At 62.5% G+C, this 13,590-nt stretch carries 13 protein-coding genes and 1 tRNA gene; 7 read left to right on the top strand and 7 right to left on the bottom strand.

Going from position 1 to position 13,590, the window contains the following annotated elements; all coding sequences use genetic code 11:
* Window positions 1-143: 143 nt before the first annotated feature.
* The 3 genes from WBA38_RS10160 to WBA38_RS10150 form a co-directional block, all read right to left on the bottom strand.
* Complete coding sequence (locus WBA38_RS10160; protein WP_424322636.1) at window positions 144-1,013, bottom strand: Bax inhibitor-1/YccA family protein; 870 nt, start codon at window positions 1,011-1,013, stop codon at window positions 144-146.
* A gap of 88 nt (window positions 1,014-1,101) precedes the next feature.
* A complete protein-coding gene (locus WBA38_RS10155; RefSeq protein WP_424294504.1) occupies window positions 1,102-1,725 on the bottom strand; it encodes a TetR/AcrR family transcriptional regulator in 624 nt (207 codons plus the stop codon).
* A 9-nt stretch (window positions 1,726-1,734) separates the two neighbouring features.
* The gene (locus WBA38_RS10150) at window positions 1,735-3,963 is read right to left on the bottom strand and encodes an MMPL family transporter (protein WP_424322635.1); all 2,229 of its coding nucleotides are present in this window, start codon (window positions 3,961-3,963) and stop codon (window positions 1,735-1,737) included.
* A gap of 128 nt (window positions 3,964-4,091) precedes the next feature.
* Between WBA38_RS10150 and WBA38_RS10145 the strand changes: the two genes are divergently transcribed.
* Entirely contained in the window at window positions 4,092-5,210 is a 1,119-nt protein-coding gene (locus WBA38_RS10145) for a phosphotransferase family protein (RefSeq protein WP_424294502.1), read from the top strand.
* Entirely contained in the window at window positions 5,210-6,334 is a 1,125-nt protein-coding gene (locus WBA38_RS10140; RefSeq protein ID WP_424294501.1) for a hypothetical protein, read from the top strand. Before WBA38_RS10145 ends, WBA38_RS10140 begins: the two co-directional genes overlap by 1 nt.
* 69 nt (window positions 6,335-6,403) lie before the next feature.
* On the opposite strand, the gene WBA38_RS10135 is transcribed toward WBA38_RS10140, so the two are convergent.
* Both WBA38_RS10135 and WBA38_RS10130 read right to left on the bottom strand, forming a co-directional pair.
* Window positions 6,404-7,111, bottom strand: a complete 708-nt coding sequence (locus WBA38_RS10135) for a DsbA family oxidoreductase (RefSeq protein WP_424294500.1) — start codon at window positions 7,109-7,111, stop codon at window positions 6,404-6,406.
* Between the two features lie 81 nt (window positions 7,112-7,192).
* Window positions 7,193-8,062 (bottom strand): 3-hydroxyacyl-CoA dehydrogenase, encoded by an 870-nt coding sequence (locus WBA38_RS10130; protein WP_424294499.1) that lies wholly within the window; start codon window positions 8,060-8,062, stop codon window positions 7,193-7,195.
* A gap of 140 nt (window positions 8,063-8,202) precedes the next feature.
* Here WBA38_RS10130 and WBA38_RS10125 point away from each other — a divergent pair.
* Together WBA38_RS10125 and WBA38_RS10120 are read left to right on the top strand one after the other, a co-directional pair.
* Window positions 8,203-8,279, top strand: a tRNA-Leu gene (locus tag WBA38_RS10125).
* Window positions 8,280-8,396: 117 nt separating this feature from the next.
* Window positions 8,397-9,215 (top strand): tyrosine-protein phosphatase, encoded by an 819-nt coding sequence (locus WBA38_RS10120; RefSeq protein WP_424322634.1) that lies wholly within the window; start codon window positions 8,397-8,399, stop codon window positions 9,213-9,215.
* On the opposite strand, the gene WBA38_RS10115 is transcribed toward WBA38_RS10120, so the two are convergent.
* Window positions 9,212-10,480, bottom strand: coding sequence for a competence/damage-inducible protein A (locus WBA38_RS10115; protein ID WP_424322633.1), 1,269 nt, complete (start codon window positions 10,478-10,480; stop codon window positions 9,212-9,214). The genes WBA38_RS10120 and WBA38_RS10115 overlap by 4 nt on opposite strands.
* Window positions 10,481-10,791: 311 nt before the next feature.
* On the opposite strand from WBA38_RS10115, the gene WBA38_RS10110 reads away from it, so the two are divergent.
* Together WBA38_RS10110 and WBA38_RS10105 are read left to right on the top strand one after the other, a co-directional pair.
* On the top strand, window positions 10,792-11,322 hold the full coding sequence (locus WBA38_RS10110; RefSeq protein WP_424322632.1) for a DinB family protein: 531 nt from the start codon (window positions 10,792-10,794) through the stop codon (window positions 11,320-11,322).
* Window positions 11,323-11,417: 95 nt separating this feature from the next.
* On the top strand, window positions 11,418-12,269 hold the full coding sequence (locus WBA38_RS10105; RefSeq protein ID WP_424322631.1) for a patatin-like phospholipase family protein: 852 nt from the start codon (window positions 11,418-11,420) through the stop codon (window positions 12,267-12,269).
* Between the two features lie 19 nt (window positions 12,270-12,288).
* On the opposite strand, the gene WBA38_RS10100 is transcribed toward WBA38_RS10105, so the two are convergent.
* Complete coding sequence (locus WBA38_RS10100) at window positions 12,289-12,978, bottom strand: helix-turn-helix transcriptional regulator (RefSeq protein ID WP_424322630.1); 690 nt, start codon at window positions 12,976-12,978, stop codon at window positions 12,289-12,291.
* 79 nt (window positions 12,979-13,057) lie between these two features.
* On the opposite strand from WBA38_RS10100, the gene WBA38_RS10095 reads away from it, so the two are divergent.
* Entirely contained in the window at window positions 13,058-13,579 is a 522-nt protein-coding gene (locus tag WBA38_RS10095; protein WP_424322629.1) for a DUF2231 domain-containing protein, read from the top strand.
* Window positions 13,580-13,590 lie beyond the last annotated feature (11 nt).

Raw genomic sequence — 13,590 nt, 5'->3', positions numbered from 1 at the left:
CACTATGTCTGACATAGTGCGGGAATCGACGCATCATGCGGGAACAGCAGCGGGCGGGTGTGACCCACACGAAAAACGACACCCGGCGGGCGACCGCGAGGCGGTGCCGACCGGGTGTCGGATGGAGCTGGGTTCGAGAAAGACTAGTCGCTGTTGAAGTAGCTCAGCAGGCGCAGAATCTCGACGTACAGCCACACGAGGGTGACTGTCAGACCGAGGGCGACGCCCCAGGCGGCCTTCGACGGTGCACCTGCGCGGATCAGTTCGTCGGCCTGGTCGAAGTCGAGCAGGAACGAGAACGCGGCAAGTGCGATGCAGACGAGCGAGAAGATGATCGCGATCGGCCCACCGTTGCGGAGACCCGATTCGACGCCGAAGAGACCCAGAACCAGGTTGCCGACCATCAGGAACAGCACGCCAACCATGCCAGCCATGAGCATGCGAGTGAAGCGCGGCGTCACGCGGATCGCGCCAACCTTGTAGACCACCAGCATTCCGAAGAACACACCGAAGGTACCGAGAACGGCCTGCCCGATCAGTGCCCCTGCCGAGGTATCACCGGTGATCACCCAGTTACCGAACACGTACGAGATGGACCCAACGAAGAGCCCTTCAAACGCCGCGTAGGTCAGGACGATTGCCGGGTTGTCTTGCTTGCGGCCAAAGCTCGCAACCAGCACCAGGATCAGGCCAACGATGGCACCGACCAGCATCAGCGGGGTGGCGAGCGCCTCATTCTGCGCGATGGCGAAGTACGCGGCACCAGCCGCGAGAACGAGGACGCCAAGCGTCATCGCCGTCTTGGTCACGACATCGTCGATCGTCAGCGGCCGAGTACCGACCTGCGGCGCGTAGCCGGGCTGCGTGTACTGGTTTACATATTGCTGCTGGCCGCCAGCCATCGATGCCTGACCCGCGCCAGCAAGTCCCTGACCGAAGGTGGCGTAGCCGCCAGCGTCCTTCTTGTTGTCACGGACCACGCCTCGCATGATCGGGTTATTGCTTTCTCGCACCGGTGCTCCTTTGAAAAGTGTGCGCATCAGTTAAATGACTGCTTCACGTAGATAACGTGCGTCGAGCGTGTTGTGTTCCCGAGCCTACCTACTCGCGAGACAATCCTTCGCATACAGCCCGCAAGGTCGACTCGGCTAGCTCGCCGTCCGACCCCCACGGCAGTCCTGGTTTGGCGATCATCAAGGAGGCCAAACCGTGGGCGGTCGCCCACAACTTCAGCACGGTTTGCACAACGTCGCCTTGCGGAATCAGTCCTTGCTTCATCATTTCTTCGACGGTGTCGGAGAAATGGACGAAGGCCGACGACAGCAGCACCTGGTCGGTGAGTGTCGGTTCGCCGGGAGGCGAGATTCGGGCGAAGGTCACCCGGTACATGGCAGCGCTGTCGATGGCGAACTGCACGTACGCCATCCCCTGCGCGAGGGCCCGGTCGAACAGGTCGTCGACGCCGTCGGAGGCCTTCATCATCACATCGTCAAAGTCTTCAAAAAACCGCGCGCACACCACGTCGAGCAGTGCTTCTTTGTCCGCGAAATGGAGGTAGATCGATGGTGGCGTCACTCCGACGCGTCCGGCGACGGCCCGAATCGACACGGCCTCTTCGGTTCCACGTTCGATGAGGAGGTCCGTTGTTGCCCGGATGATCTCCTCCGCCAACTGTTCACCCGTTCCGCGCGGTGAACGCGGCCGCGGTGCCACCTGATCAGTCATGTCCGCAGATCACTCCTCCTTGAAGCCGATTCGGTCGTGCAGTTTCCGCAACGGTGTCGGTGCCCACCAGTTTCCCACTCCCATGAGTCGCATGAAGGCTGGCACTAGCAGCATGCGAATAAACGATGCATCCATTAGGACGGCTATCGCGAGCCCCACACCGAACATACGCATAAAGGACACTTCGGAAGCCGCGATGCCCAGGAATACGATGCTCATCAGCAACGCGGCCGCCGTTACGACACGACCGGTGCGGGCCAGGCCGACAGCGACGGCGTGGTCGTTGGCCGCGTGCGTCCGGTCGGACTTGCTCCACTCTTCGCGTATTCGCCCCAGGAGGAAGACCTCGTAGTCCATCGACAGACCGAACGCGATACAGAACATCAGGATGGGCATGGTGGCCACCAGGTAGCCGGTCGACGTAGTGCCGAGGCCCCCGAGATGCCCGTCTTGAAAAATCCATACCATTGCGCCAAAGGTGGCTGACAGCGACAGAACGTTCATGACCAGTGCTTTCAACGGCAACACCACGCTCCCGGTAAACAGGAACAACAGCACGTAGGTCAGGATCGCAATTACCCCGAGTACCCACGGCAGATACTTGTATAGGGAGTTGACGACGTCGACGTTGAGGGCGGCTAGACCGGTCAGTTGGACCGTCGCCCCGGTCGGGACGGGTACGTCGCGGAGGGCGTGCACCTGCGCCTGACCGTCGTTGCCGAGCGGTTCGACACTGCTCGATACTGTCAGCAGCGCGATGTCGCCGTGGCGGTCGGCAGGATTACCCGGCGCGACGGGCTTGCCATCGGCGAATACCCCGACCGGGGTTGAGACCGTTCCAACATTTTCAACGTTCGACAAGGCAGTCGCATACTGGGTCAGCGCGTCGTCGGAGATGGTGCCTGAGACGATGGCCGTCGACGTGCCACCGGAGTCTTGCCCATACTGTTCGCGAATTTCCTGCTGCACCGAGTGCGCGGACGCATTCGCCGGGAGAACGCGGTCGTCGGGGAAGCCGAACTTGATCCCCAGGAACGGTGCGCCGAGCAGCAGTAAGACCGCAGGCACGACAATCGCGACGGGCACCGCTCGCTTGAGAACCCACATGGACGCTCGGTACCAACCGGTGCTTTCAACGGGGCCGGGCACCGGTGCGGGCAGGCCCCGCTTCTTCCGAATCCACGCACGCACGTCGAGGGCGTCGACCCGATCACCGAGCACCATCAGTAGCGCGGGCGTCAGGATCAGCGCGGCCGCGACCGCAACGATCACCACGCCGACGCCGGCGTAGGCGAACGATCGCAGGAAGTACATCGGGAAGATCGCCAGCGAGGCAAGCGACAAGCCGACGACGATGCCGGAGAAGAACACGGTCCGACCGGCGGTGTCCATGGTGCGGATGATGGCGGCACGACGGTCGAGCCGACCATTTTTGACGGTCCGTTCAACCTCTTCGCGATAGCGCGTCACGATGAGCAGGGTGTAGTCGATTGCGAGCGCCAAACCCATCGCGGTGGTGAGGTTGAGCGCAAAAATCGAGACGTCGGCAAAGCTGGCGACCACGCGGAGCAATCCGAGGGTTCCGACGATCGCGGCAATGCCAACGGCAATCGGAAGCGAGGCCGCGACCAGCCCACCGAACACCATGATCAGCAGCAAGAAGCTAATGGGGATGGCGATGGCTTCAGCCTTGGCGAGGTCTTTGGATGTTTGCTTGTTGACCTGCCCGTACATCAGCGCCTGGCCGCCCACTTGCACGCGGAAACCGTCGACCGTGCCGGTGAGTTGATCCGCGAGGTCGGTGGCACGGCCGGGTGCCTTCTCATCGCCACCTTCGAGGCCGGCGAGAATCTGCGTCGACGTGCGGTCGGTGCTCAACAGTTCCCCCGCGAGCCCGGGGTGGGCCCAGACGTTGAGGATCGGCTCCTGGACATAGCCGGTCTTGCTCAGGTCGGCGATGATCGACTCGCCGAGTTGCTTGGCTTTGGGGTCGGTGGAGATGTCCACCCCCGCTGGGCCGTCGATCTTGACCACGAGACTCGGGCCACCCCGGTTGAACTGCTGATCGAGAATGCCGCGGGCCTGCGACGACTCGGCGCCCGGGTCTTCGTACCCGCCAGCCAGCATTTTGTCCGCGGCCCCCAATCCGTAGAGACCACACAGGGCGAGCAGGACTACGGCGAGTCCCAGCACCAGCTTTGGCGCGGCAACAACGCGCTCGGTGAGACGAGTGAGCATGGGGAATCTCCCGGACTAGACATCACTTACCGCAGTTAAGTTAACAACGATATCTCAAGGACGGGAAGGTCGTGCCATCCATTAGTGATTCACCACACACACTTTTTAGAACGTGTTTCAATGCTCACATGGTGGACATCGACGATGCCGGCAAGGCCGAAGTAGCGCGCCCGAGTGAATCCCGACGCGATCCCGAGTGGCTCCGCGATCGGCTCAGTGAGTGGATCAAGCAGCACGAGGGCGAAGACGCTGCAGTGACCGAAGTGACCATCCCGGAATCGAACGGGATGTCGAGCGAGACAATTCTCGCGAAGGCCCGATGGGGTGGCGTGGAGCGCGACATCGTCGTGCGCGTGGCCCCGCAAGCCGACAGCGACCCGGTCTTCCCCAGCTACAACCTCGACGGTCAGTTCCGGCTCATCGAATATGTCCGCGCCAACTGCGACATCCCCCTGCCCACACTGTGGTGGTCCGAGCCGAGCGACGCGGCCCTGGGCGCACCATTTTTCGTGATGGACCGCGTGAACGGTGAAGTACCGCCGGACGTGATGCCATACAACTTCGGTTCGTGGGTCTCTGAAGCTACCCCCGAGCAGCGCAATCAGATGATGCGCGATTCAGTTCGCGTGCTCGCCCAAATCCACGCTGCACCCGCACCCGCCGACCTGGTGAGCCATCCCGAACCAGGCGAAACGGCCCTCGCCGCGCACCTGCGTCGACTGCGAGAGTTCTACGATTGGGCCGCCGAAGGTCGTGCGGGTTCACCACTGATCGAACGAGCCTTCGCGTGGGCAGAGGAAAACCTCCCCGCCACCGAGGACGCGGTCCTCACATGGGGCGATGCGCGCATCGGCAACATCATGTACCGAGACTTCACTCCCGTCGCTGTTCTCGACTGGGAGATGGCAACGGTCGGACCACGCGAACTCGACATTGCGTGGATGATTTTTTTGCATCGCTTCTTCCAGGACCTCGCCGCCATGGCAGGCATGGACGGCCTGCCCGACTTCCTTCGCCGCGACGACGTCGCCACCGAATACCTCCAGCAGACCGGATACCGGCCAACCGACCTGGATTTCTACACCACTTACGCGGCACTCATCCACGCCGTAATCATGTTCCGAATTCAGTGCCGCGCAATCCACTTCGGCCAGGCGCAGGAACCCGCCGATCCGGATGAGATGATCTTGCACCGACCAACGCTCGAAGCCATGCTCAATGGCACCTACTGGGGACAGGTGAAGTGATGCTGTCAGAGATGGACGACTATCCGATTCACCAGGTCGCCGAAGTAGTCCGACATGTCGGCACCTCCGATCGGAACTTCTACGACCGGTATTACTTCAACTGTCACCACGGGAACCCCGATGATCCCTGGCTAATCGTGGGCCTCGGCGTGTACCCGAACCTCGGGGTCACCGACTGCTTCGCCGTGGTCCGGCATGGGGATGAGCACATCGTCGTACGCGGATCGAAGGCGCTCGGCGACAACCGCAACGACCTGCAGGTTGGCCCGTTCCTCGTCGAGATCCTTGACGGACTGCAGCGCATCCGCGTGCAATTGGAGCCTGGTCACGGTGACCTGTCGTTCGACTTGATCTTCGACGCCGATAGTCCCGCCGCGCTGGAGCCACGCCATTTCCAGCGACAGTTGGAGCGGGTCACGTTCGACACCATGCGGTTTGTCCAGACGGGCCGTTGGACCGGCGCTTTGACCGTCGACGGCAACGACTTCGTTGTCGAACCGGATACCTGGCGGGGCAACCGCGACCGGTCGTGGGGTGTGCGTCCCGTTGGCGAGGCGGAGCCAGCCGGTCGCCGTGCGGCGAATACCGACGCGACGTCGTTCTTTTGGATCTACTCGGTGATGCGGTTCGAGGACTATGCGGTCAGCGTGATCGTGCAGGAACTGCGGACCGGCGAGCGCATCATGGGCGATGCTCGCCGCATTTGGAACGACCCCGAGCGGGAAGCCGAATGGTTGGGGCGCGTGGAGCACGAGGTGACGTTTGTCCCCGGTGGTCGTGAACCAGCCTCGGCGACGCTGCGTTTTGTGAAGCCGAACGGCGACGAGATCCGCGTCGAGTGCTCACCACAGTTGGGGAATTTCATTGGCTTTGGCACCGGTTACGGACTTGAGCAGGACTGGCGTCACGGCATGTGGCAGGGCGACGAGAAGGTGGAGTCGTTGCGGCACAAGGTTTCCGAGCTGGACGCCACCATGAAGTTGTTCTGCCCGGCCGACTACCTCGCGACATTCGAACTGACTGACGTGGATGGATCCACTGCATCCGGTCAGGGTCTGTTCGAGTTCTCGGTGATCGGCCCGCACGACCAATACGGTTTCACCGAGTACACGGACGTCAAGTAGCAACGATCGCGTTGAGTTTGCCACCTTCTCGGTAGCAAACTCAACGCGATCGCTTGTGGTTCTGCCGTGTTACTGCGGCACCTCGCACCCATCTGGTCCACAGGCGTCGCCGTCGGCGATCAGTGTCGGTGCTGCAGGACGGTCACCCCATGCTTGAGTCAGGGCCTGAGTGAACGTTTCGGGTGCCTGCGCGCCGGAGACGGCGTACTTGCGGTCGAAGACGTAGAACGGGACGCCGTTGACCCCGAACTCTTGCGCCTGCCGTTCGTCGGCGCGGACCGCTGCGGCATAGCGTTCCGGGTCATCAAGCACAGCGCGAACTTCGTCGGCGTCGAATCCGGCTCCGGCGGCCACTTCGACGAGCCGGTCGGCGCTGCCGAACAGCGGCGTCGCATCGGCAAAATTGGCGAGGTAGAGGGCGTCGAGCATGTCCTCCTGGCGGCCGAGTTCAGCTGCCCAGTGCAAAAGTCGGTGCATGTCGAACGAGTTACCGACGTCGCGGCCGCTCACCGAGTACTCCAACCCAGCCTCATTGGCTGCCGCCCCTAGCTGACGTTCGCTGGCGTCGACTTCTACTTCCGACCAGCCACGCTTACGCGACTGGTGCTCGAAGATGCTGCGGGAAATGCCCGTCGGGACCGTGGGATCAAGTTCGAATGAGCGGTGCACCACGCTGACCTGATCGGCATGCTCAAATTTCTCGAGGGCATCGTTAAACCGCTTCTTCCCGAGATAGCAGAACGGGCAGTTGACGTCGGTCCAAATTTCGACCTGCATGTTGATGGGCCTCCAAAGCGTAAGTAGTCGTCAAGGACCAACAAGGATCGAGTCCGTGATGTTCCCAATCTGGTGGCGGATCTACGAGTACTTGTAGAACCCTTCACCGCTAGCAATACCAAGCTTGCCCTGGTCGATGTAATTCTCTTTAAGCCAGGCGGCGTGTGCTCGCGCCCTCTCATCACCGTTGACCATGATGTTGTATGGCGTGTTCATGCCGATGATGTCGTAGATCTGGAACGGCCCGAGGGGTGCGCCGGTGGCGATCCGCCAGGTGTTGTCGACGTCCTTCGGTTCCGCGTAGCCGCCAGCGGCCAGGTCAAGAGCCGCGTCGAGGAACGGCACCAGCAGCGAGTTCAGAACATAACCCGCCTTCTCCTTGCGAATGGGCACCGCGACCATGCCCATCTCCCCCGCGAATTCGACGACTCTGTCGAACACTTCCGGTGACGTGAGGACCGTTCCCATGATCTCCGCGGTGTTCGACGTCCAGATGCGGTTGGCGAAGTGGATCGCGATGAATCGGTCGGGGCGACCGGTGGCGTCGACAATGTCGCTGGGGAGCAGGGTCGACGAGTTGGTCGCGAAGATCGTTTTCGCCGGTGCGACGTCGCCGAGGGCTCGGAATGTTTCGCGTTTCAACTCGAGGATTTCTGGGATCGCCTCAATCACCAGGTCTGCGTCGGCGACGGCTTCGGCGAGGTCGGTCGAGTGCGACAGTCGTGCCTGTGCGGCGTCGACCGTTGCTTGCGTCGCATCCGGGACTTCGGCGAGATATGTCTTCATCAGTCCGGCGATCCGCGGTTGTGCGGCGGCGACGGCATCGTCGTTGATGTCGTAGGCGATAACTTGGAAGCCGGTGTAAGCGGCTTGGAATGCGATCTGGGAGCCGAGAACTCCGGTCCCCAGGACGAGAACCTGCTTGATGTCGGACATGAAATTTCCTCTCATCGTTACTGGCCAGAACCCCCAAGACGAACCACTTCCGACCCTACTCATTTCGCAGACGACTTCCGCCCGGTTCGCCCGGCCGCCTCCGACCCGGCCCAATTGATCACCCACCAACCCCGACCTGGCATGCTTGTCACCGCGCCCCCATAGCCCAACTGGCAGAGGCAGCAGACTTAAAATCTGCAAAGTGTCGGTTCGAATCCGACTGGGGGCACCAGTACATTCCTGCCGACCTCGGGCCTGGTCACGACTTCGCGCATCCTGTGCCAACCCGGCCGATTCTTCGCAAAATCGCAGTAGCCTGAGCCATCACTCCCCCTCACCAGGAGAAACAATGCGCTCACTTCGCCTGTCTCGCCTTCGCCACGCGATGGTCGTAGGAATTGCCGCTGTCACGATGCTGGGGTTCGCGCCGACGATCGGCAGCGGAGCGGCCGAGGCGGCCACAGTCCGCCTTGATGCGGCGTCGAACTTCCGCGACATCGGCGGTTACCAAACGGTCGACGGCAAGACCGTTCGGTCGGGCCTGGTGTTCCGGTCGAACAAGCTGAGTTCGCTGACGGCGTCCGACCAACAGAAGTTGACCGACGCGGGTATCACACTCGACGTCGACCTCCGCAATGCCTCCGAACGCCAGGAAGCGCCGGACCAAATTCCACCGGGTATGCGATACCAGGTCGCCGACGTGGTCGGCATCAACCACGGCATCTGGTTCCACGAGTTTGTCCCAATCACGCTCGGACGCGCGCTGATTGACTACTACACCAGCGGCTCGTCGAACCTGGGACAGAGCGTCGGGTATCCGTTCATGGTGTCGTACCGGGGGTCGGACTTCGCCTTCGGTGACCTCGTGAAGGCTGTCGCTCGTAACGATGGCGGCACTGTTTTCCATTGCTCTGCCGGGAAAGACCGCACCGGTTGGGGTGCCGCGATTCTGCTGAGCATCCTGGGCGTTCCGCGTGCGAGCATCGAGGCCGACTTCATGAAGTCGAACGCCTACCTCGGGCGCGAGAAGGCCGTCGAACTGTCGTGGCTGACCGCCGCCTACGACCAAGTGAAGCGCCTTTACGGAACCATGGACCGGTACATCCGCTACGGGCTGCGGATCGATCAGGCGACGATTACCGCGCTGCGGGCACGACTGCTCAGTTAGCCCAGGGCACCGAGCACGAGGTGCAGGGCTGTGGCGGTCGCCAGTCGTCGGACGGTGCCGCGATCGCCGGGGAATCTGCGGGTCACGGTGATGGTGTCCTTGCCGGCCACGGCGATACCGAAACATACGGTGCCGACGGGCTTAGCCGGACTGCCGCCGCCCGGCCCGGCGATTCCGGTGGTCGACACCGAGACATCGCAGCCCAGGACGCGCCGCACTCCTTCGGCCATGGCAACCGCGACCGGTTCACTGACCGCACCGAGTTCAGCGATCAGATCGGCGGGCACGCCAAGCACTCCCGACTTGACCTCATTCGCATACGACACCACGCCGCCGAGCATGTACGACGATGATCCGGGTCGTTCCGTGAGCCGTTCGGCAACCATTCCCCCGGTGCACGATTCGGCAGTCCCGATGGTGCGCCCTGACAAGGCACGCGCGAGGAGGTCGTCGACGGTCGATCCGTCGGTCGAGTACACGCGGTCACCGTGCCGGGCCAAAATGAGGTCCTCGAGCGATTGATAGGCCGCGCCGGAGTCGGCCTGGAAGCGAGTGACTATCTCGAGTTCGCCACCGCGCATGCAGGTGGTGATTTCGAGGTGGTCAAAGCCTTCGACGGAGGTTTCCGCGTCCCGCAGCGACACCGCGAGGTCGGCTTCCGACAACCCGAAAGCAAGGATCGTCTCCTGGCGATAGTGGTCCCGGCCCGCGATCGCCGCAGCGATCGGCGCCGACCCCATCGCGGCCGACCACATGGACTGTAGTTCGTGCGGCGGCCCCGGAAGGATGAGCACCGCGGGGAACGCCCGGGTCGCTGGAATCGCTACGCCGGGTGCCGTACCCGTCGGCGAGATCGCTTGTGCTCCTTCAGGAATCAATGCCTGCTTGTCGATGGCGGCAACAACCGGAGCGGGCAGGTCGCCATCGCGGTACTTGCCCCACCCGCGGATTACGTTCTCAATCTCTTCCCGGATCGCCCAGTCGGTATGCAGCGGTCGGCCGGTGTGCGCGGCGACGACCGGCACGGTCAGGTCGTCCGCCGTGGGCCCCAACCCACCGGTCGTCACGATCAGGTCGGCACCCTGATCGACGAGAAACTGCAACTGGGCATGCAGGTCAGCTGGACGGTCGCCGCACACCAGCAGATGCAACACATCAACACCGAGTTCCAGCAACTTGGCTGACACCCAGGGCCCATTGCGGTCGGTGATCCGACCGGACAACACTTCAGTTCCGGTGACGACAATTCCCGCGCGTGTGCTCACCCTTTCGAGGCTACGACGTCCCGCCGGACCGCGTGCGACAGGTGACAGGAAGCCATCGGACCCAAACACCTGTAGCCCCTTCAAACGAACCGCCAGCGCTGCCGCTCGGGTTCCGACCCTGACTGGCGTGACTAATTTACGACCTTTGCCGTAATCCGGGTTCCGTCCTATACTCATCCCAGTCAACCGTTCAGCCGACAGTGCCTCCGCCGTTATCCCATCCGATGTCCATTTCATGCACGACGACGCACGATTCGTGCCTTTGGACTACGGAACTACCACACCTGGGTGCGGCCTATTACGCTGGCGGAATGACGATCGAACCCGAAACCAAGGACTGGGCGTGGGTGATTACCTCGTCCTGCCCAGAATGTGGATTCGATCCGCACACTGTTGAGCGTGCAGACATCTCCAACCGCATCCTCGCGTCGGTGGACGGCTGGTCCACAGTTTTGTCTCAACCGAAGGTGACCGCGCGCCCCGACTCGCAGACTTGGTCGCCGCTGGAATACGCGTGCCATGTCCGCGACATGATCGCCGTGATGACCGAGCGTCTCGATGCGATGCTGCATTCACAGCCCGTGTGCTTCAACGACTGGAATCAGGATGCGACAGCCGTCGACTCCGACTACGGCTCCCAGGTTCCGCGAACCGTCGGTGACCAGCTGAGTGCGGCAGCAGCCGGATTCGCCGAACTCTACCGCCTCGTCGGCGACGACAACTGGGAACGACAGGGACTGCGCAGCGACAACCTAGTCTTCACGGTCGAAACGCTCGCCGTCTACGCCATCCACGACCTCGAGCACCACCGCGTCGACGTAGGACTTCCCGCGCGTCGCTGACCTCACCTTCACGCCTGGCGCTGACCACACCTTCGCGGACGTCTGCAGGCTGTCGGTACCGCGTCCTAATGTGGAAAGCGTAGGAGGTATCGGCAATGACGACAGCATTCGTTTTGTCTGGCGGAGCCAACCTGGGCGCAATCCAGGTCGGGATGCTTCGTGCGCTCGCAGAGCGCAGCATAGAACCTGACCTGTTGGTCGGTACTTCGGTCGGTGCACTGAACGCCGCGTTTCTAGCTGGCCGCGGATTCCGCCCCGACGTGGTCGACGAACTCGGCGACATCTGGCGCGGCCTGCACACCTGGCAATTGTTTCCACCGAATCCCAAACACATCGTCGGCGCCCTCATCGGCCACGAAAACGCCATCTTTGGCGACCACGGCCTGCGCGCCCTCAACGAGAAGCACCTCAACTTCGACCGCATTGAAGATGCCCGCATCCCGTTAACCGTGGTAGCCACCGACCTTCTTACCGGCAATGAGGTCGACATTGACTCTGGACCCACGATCGAAGCGATCCTCGCGAGCGCCGCTATCCCCGGCCTCTTGCCGCCGGTCGACCGCGAAGGCCGCCTGTTGATCGACGGCGGAGTCGCCGACAACGCCGCTATCTCGAGCGCCATGACCCGCAAAGCGGACACCATCTACGTGCTGCCGTGCGGCTATCCGTGTGCAGCCAACAAGCCGCCAACCGGCGTTGCCAGCACCTTGATTCACACGATGACACTGCTGGTCCACAAGCGCCTGGTCCGCGACATCCGCGAATACACCGGCCAGGCGAACCTCGTAGTGGTCCCGCCGCCATGCCCGCTCGACGTCGGCGCCATGGACTTCTCGCGCGCCGATGAACTCATTCGCCGCGGATACTCCACTGCGTCAGCGTTCCTCGACATCGACGCCGGCCGACGCAATGAGCCCGCCAACCACATCGACATGCACATTCATTGACAGCCCCTTCGGGAGGCAGCTACTTCCTCGACCGCTTGATCCGGACGCAACAGTAGCCATCGTGGGGTTCCAGTCGCGCCCGCTCCGAACTACCGTCGAGCGCCCCGGACAGTAGATCTAAATTCATCCCGCACACCAGGCCGGTGTGCTGCTGCGCCAACGCATGGAATGGGCAGTTCACCAGGACGATGTCGTCGCCCTCAATCCGCGGCTCGTAGCCCCACTCAGCCAGCGCCACCATCAGTTCCTCATCCGAGGCACCTTCGGGCAGATCAAGCTCGCGCCCCCGCTGTTGGGCATTCCTCGCCAGACACGCGCGCGGCGATTCGCCGGTGCGGTCGGACTCCTCGACGGCTTGTGCCAGCAAGCCACCCGCGATGTCGTAAGCACGCTCCGGTAGTTGGACGGCGACCTCGATGTTCGCCCGCCGATATAGCTTCGACGGTCGGCCCGCGCCGGGGCCCGAACGGCCGGTCCGGCGAGCGAACTCCACGGCGAGCAATCCAGCATCGGCAAGTTTCTCCAAATGAAACGCGGCCGTCTGCCGTGGGATCCCCAGTTCGTTGCTCACGTCGTCTCGGCTTACTGCGTCACGTTTGGGGCACACAAAATCGTAGATCCGGCGGCGGGTCGGCTCGTCGAGGGCCGACACCGCAGCAATCTCGTCTACAGACGGGCGAGCACTTCGCATCCGGGAGAACAGTGGCATGCCCCCATTGTAAAACTAACTTCCGTTGGCGTAATGTCACGTCTAACGACAACATTGATTATTTTTAGAGGTGGGCATCATGACAGACCTGAACTACCAGGCAAAACAGCCGGTAAGCGCCGCCCTGGCGGGCCCCTACGGTCACCCTTATCACCCGATTCTGGTGACAATTCCCATCGGGACATGGGTAACAAGCATCGTTTTTGACATTGCATCGCACATCGTCGACGACCCGGCATTCCTCAATCGCGGCGCGCTGTGGCTCATCGGCATCGGCCTTCTCGGCGCCCTGGCCGCCGCCACCATTGGCTTCCTCGACCTCCTCGCGATCCCCACCGACACCCCGGCGTTCCGGACCGCAATCTGGCACATGAGCCTCATGCTCACCGTGACCGTCGGATTCGGCATCAGCTTCTGGTGGCGCTTGGTCGGCTCCCTCGACAACGCCGTCGCCTACGGGCCACTCACGCTGAGCATCATCTGCGCCGCAGTCCTGACTATCGGTGGAGCCCTGGGTGGAAAGCTCGCCTACCTCTATGGGGTTCGCGTCGCCGACGAGGCCACCCAAGCCACCGGATACACCCGCACATCGAGCGATTAACTCACCGACCC

This window comes from Gordonia sp. (in: high G+C Gram-positive bacteria), assembly GCF_049647785.1.
Classification (GTDB): Bacteria; Actinomycetota; Actinomycetes; order Mycobacteriales; family Mycobacteriaceae; genus Gordonia.
This window is presented reverse-complemented; position numbering and strand designations above follow the sequence as displayed.

What these genes read in the sequence shown, in the direction of transcription:
- WBA38_RS10140 (WP_424294501.1), top strand. Translation starts at nt 5,210, where the DNA reads ATGCTGTCAGAGATGGACGACTATCCGATTCACCAGGTCGCCGAAGTA.
- WBA38_RS10105 (WP_424322631.1), top strand. Translation starts at nt 11,418, where the DNA reads ATGACGACAGCATTCGTTTTGTCTGGCGGAGCCAACCTGGGCGCAATC.
- WBA38_RS10100 (WP_424322630.1), bottom strand. Translation starts at nt 12,978, where the DNA reads ATGCCACTGTTCTCCCGGATGCGAAGTGCTCGCCCGTCTGTAGACGAG.
- WBA38_RS10145 (WP_424294502.1), top strand. Translation starts at nt 4,092, where the DNA reads ATGGTGGACATCGACGATGCCGGCAAGGCCGAAGTAGCGCGCCCGAGT.
- WBA38_RS10130 (WP_424294499.1), bottom strand. Translation starts at nt 8,062, where the DNA reads ATGAGAGGAAATTTCATGTCCGACATCAAGCAGGTTCTCGTCCTGGGG.
- WBA38_RS10120 (WP_424322634.1), top strand. Translation starts at nt 8,397, where the DNA reads ATGCGCTCACTTCGCCTGTCTCGCCTTCGCCACGCGATGGTCGTAGGA.
- WBA38_RS10150 (WP_424322635.1), bottom strand. Translation starts at nt 3,963, where the DNA reads ATGCTCACTCGTCTCACCGAGCGCGTTGTTGCCGCGCCAAAGCTGGTG.
- WBA38_RS10095 (WP_424322629.1), top strand. Translation starts at nt 13,058, where the DNA reads ATGACAGACCTGAACTACCAGGCAAAACAGCCGGTAAGCGCCGCCCTG.
- WBA38_RS10155 (WP_424294504.1), bottom strand. Translation starts at nt 1,725, where the DNA reads ATGACTGATCAGGTGGCACCGCGGCCGCGTTCACCGCGCGGAACGGGT.
- WBA38_RS10135 (WP_424294500.1), bottom strand. Translation starts at nt 7,111, where the DNA reads ATGCAGGTCGAAATTTGGACCGACGTCAACTGCCCGTTCTGCTATCTC.
- WBA38_RS10110 (WP_424322632.1), top strand. Translation starts at nt 10,792, where the DNA reads ATGACGATCGAACCCGAAACCAAGGACTGGGCGTGGGTGATTACCTCG.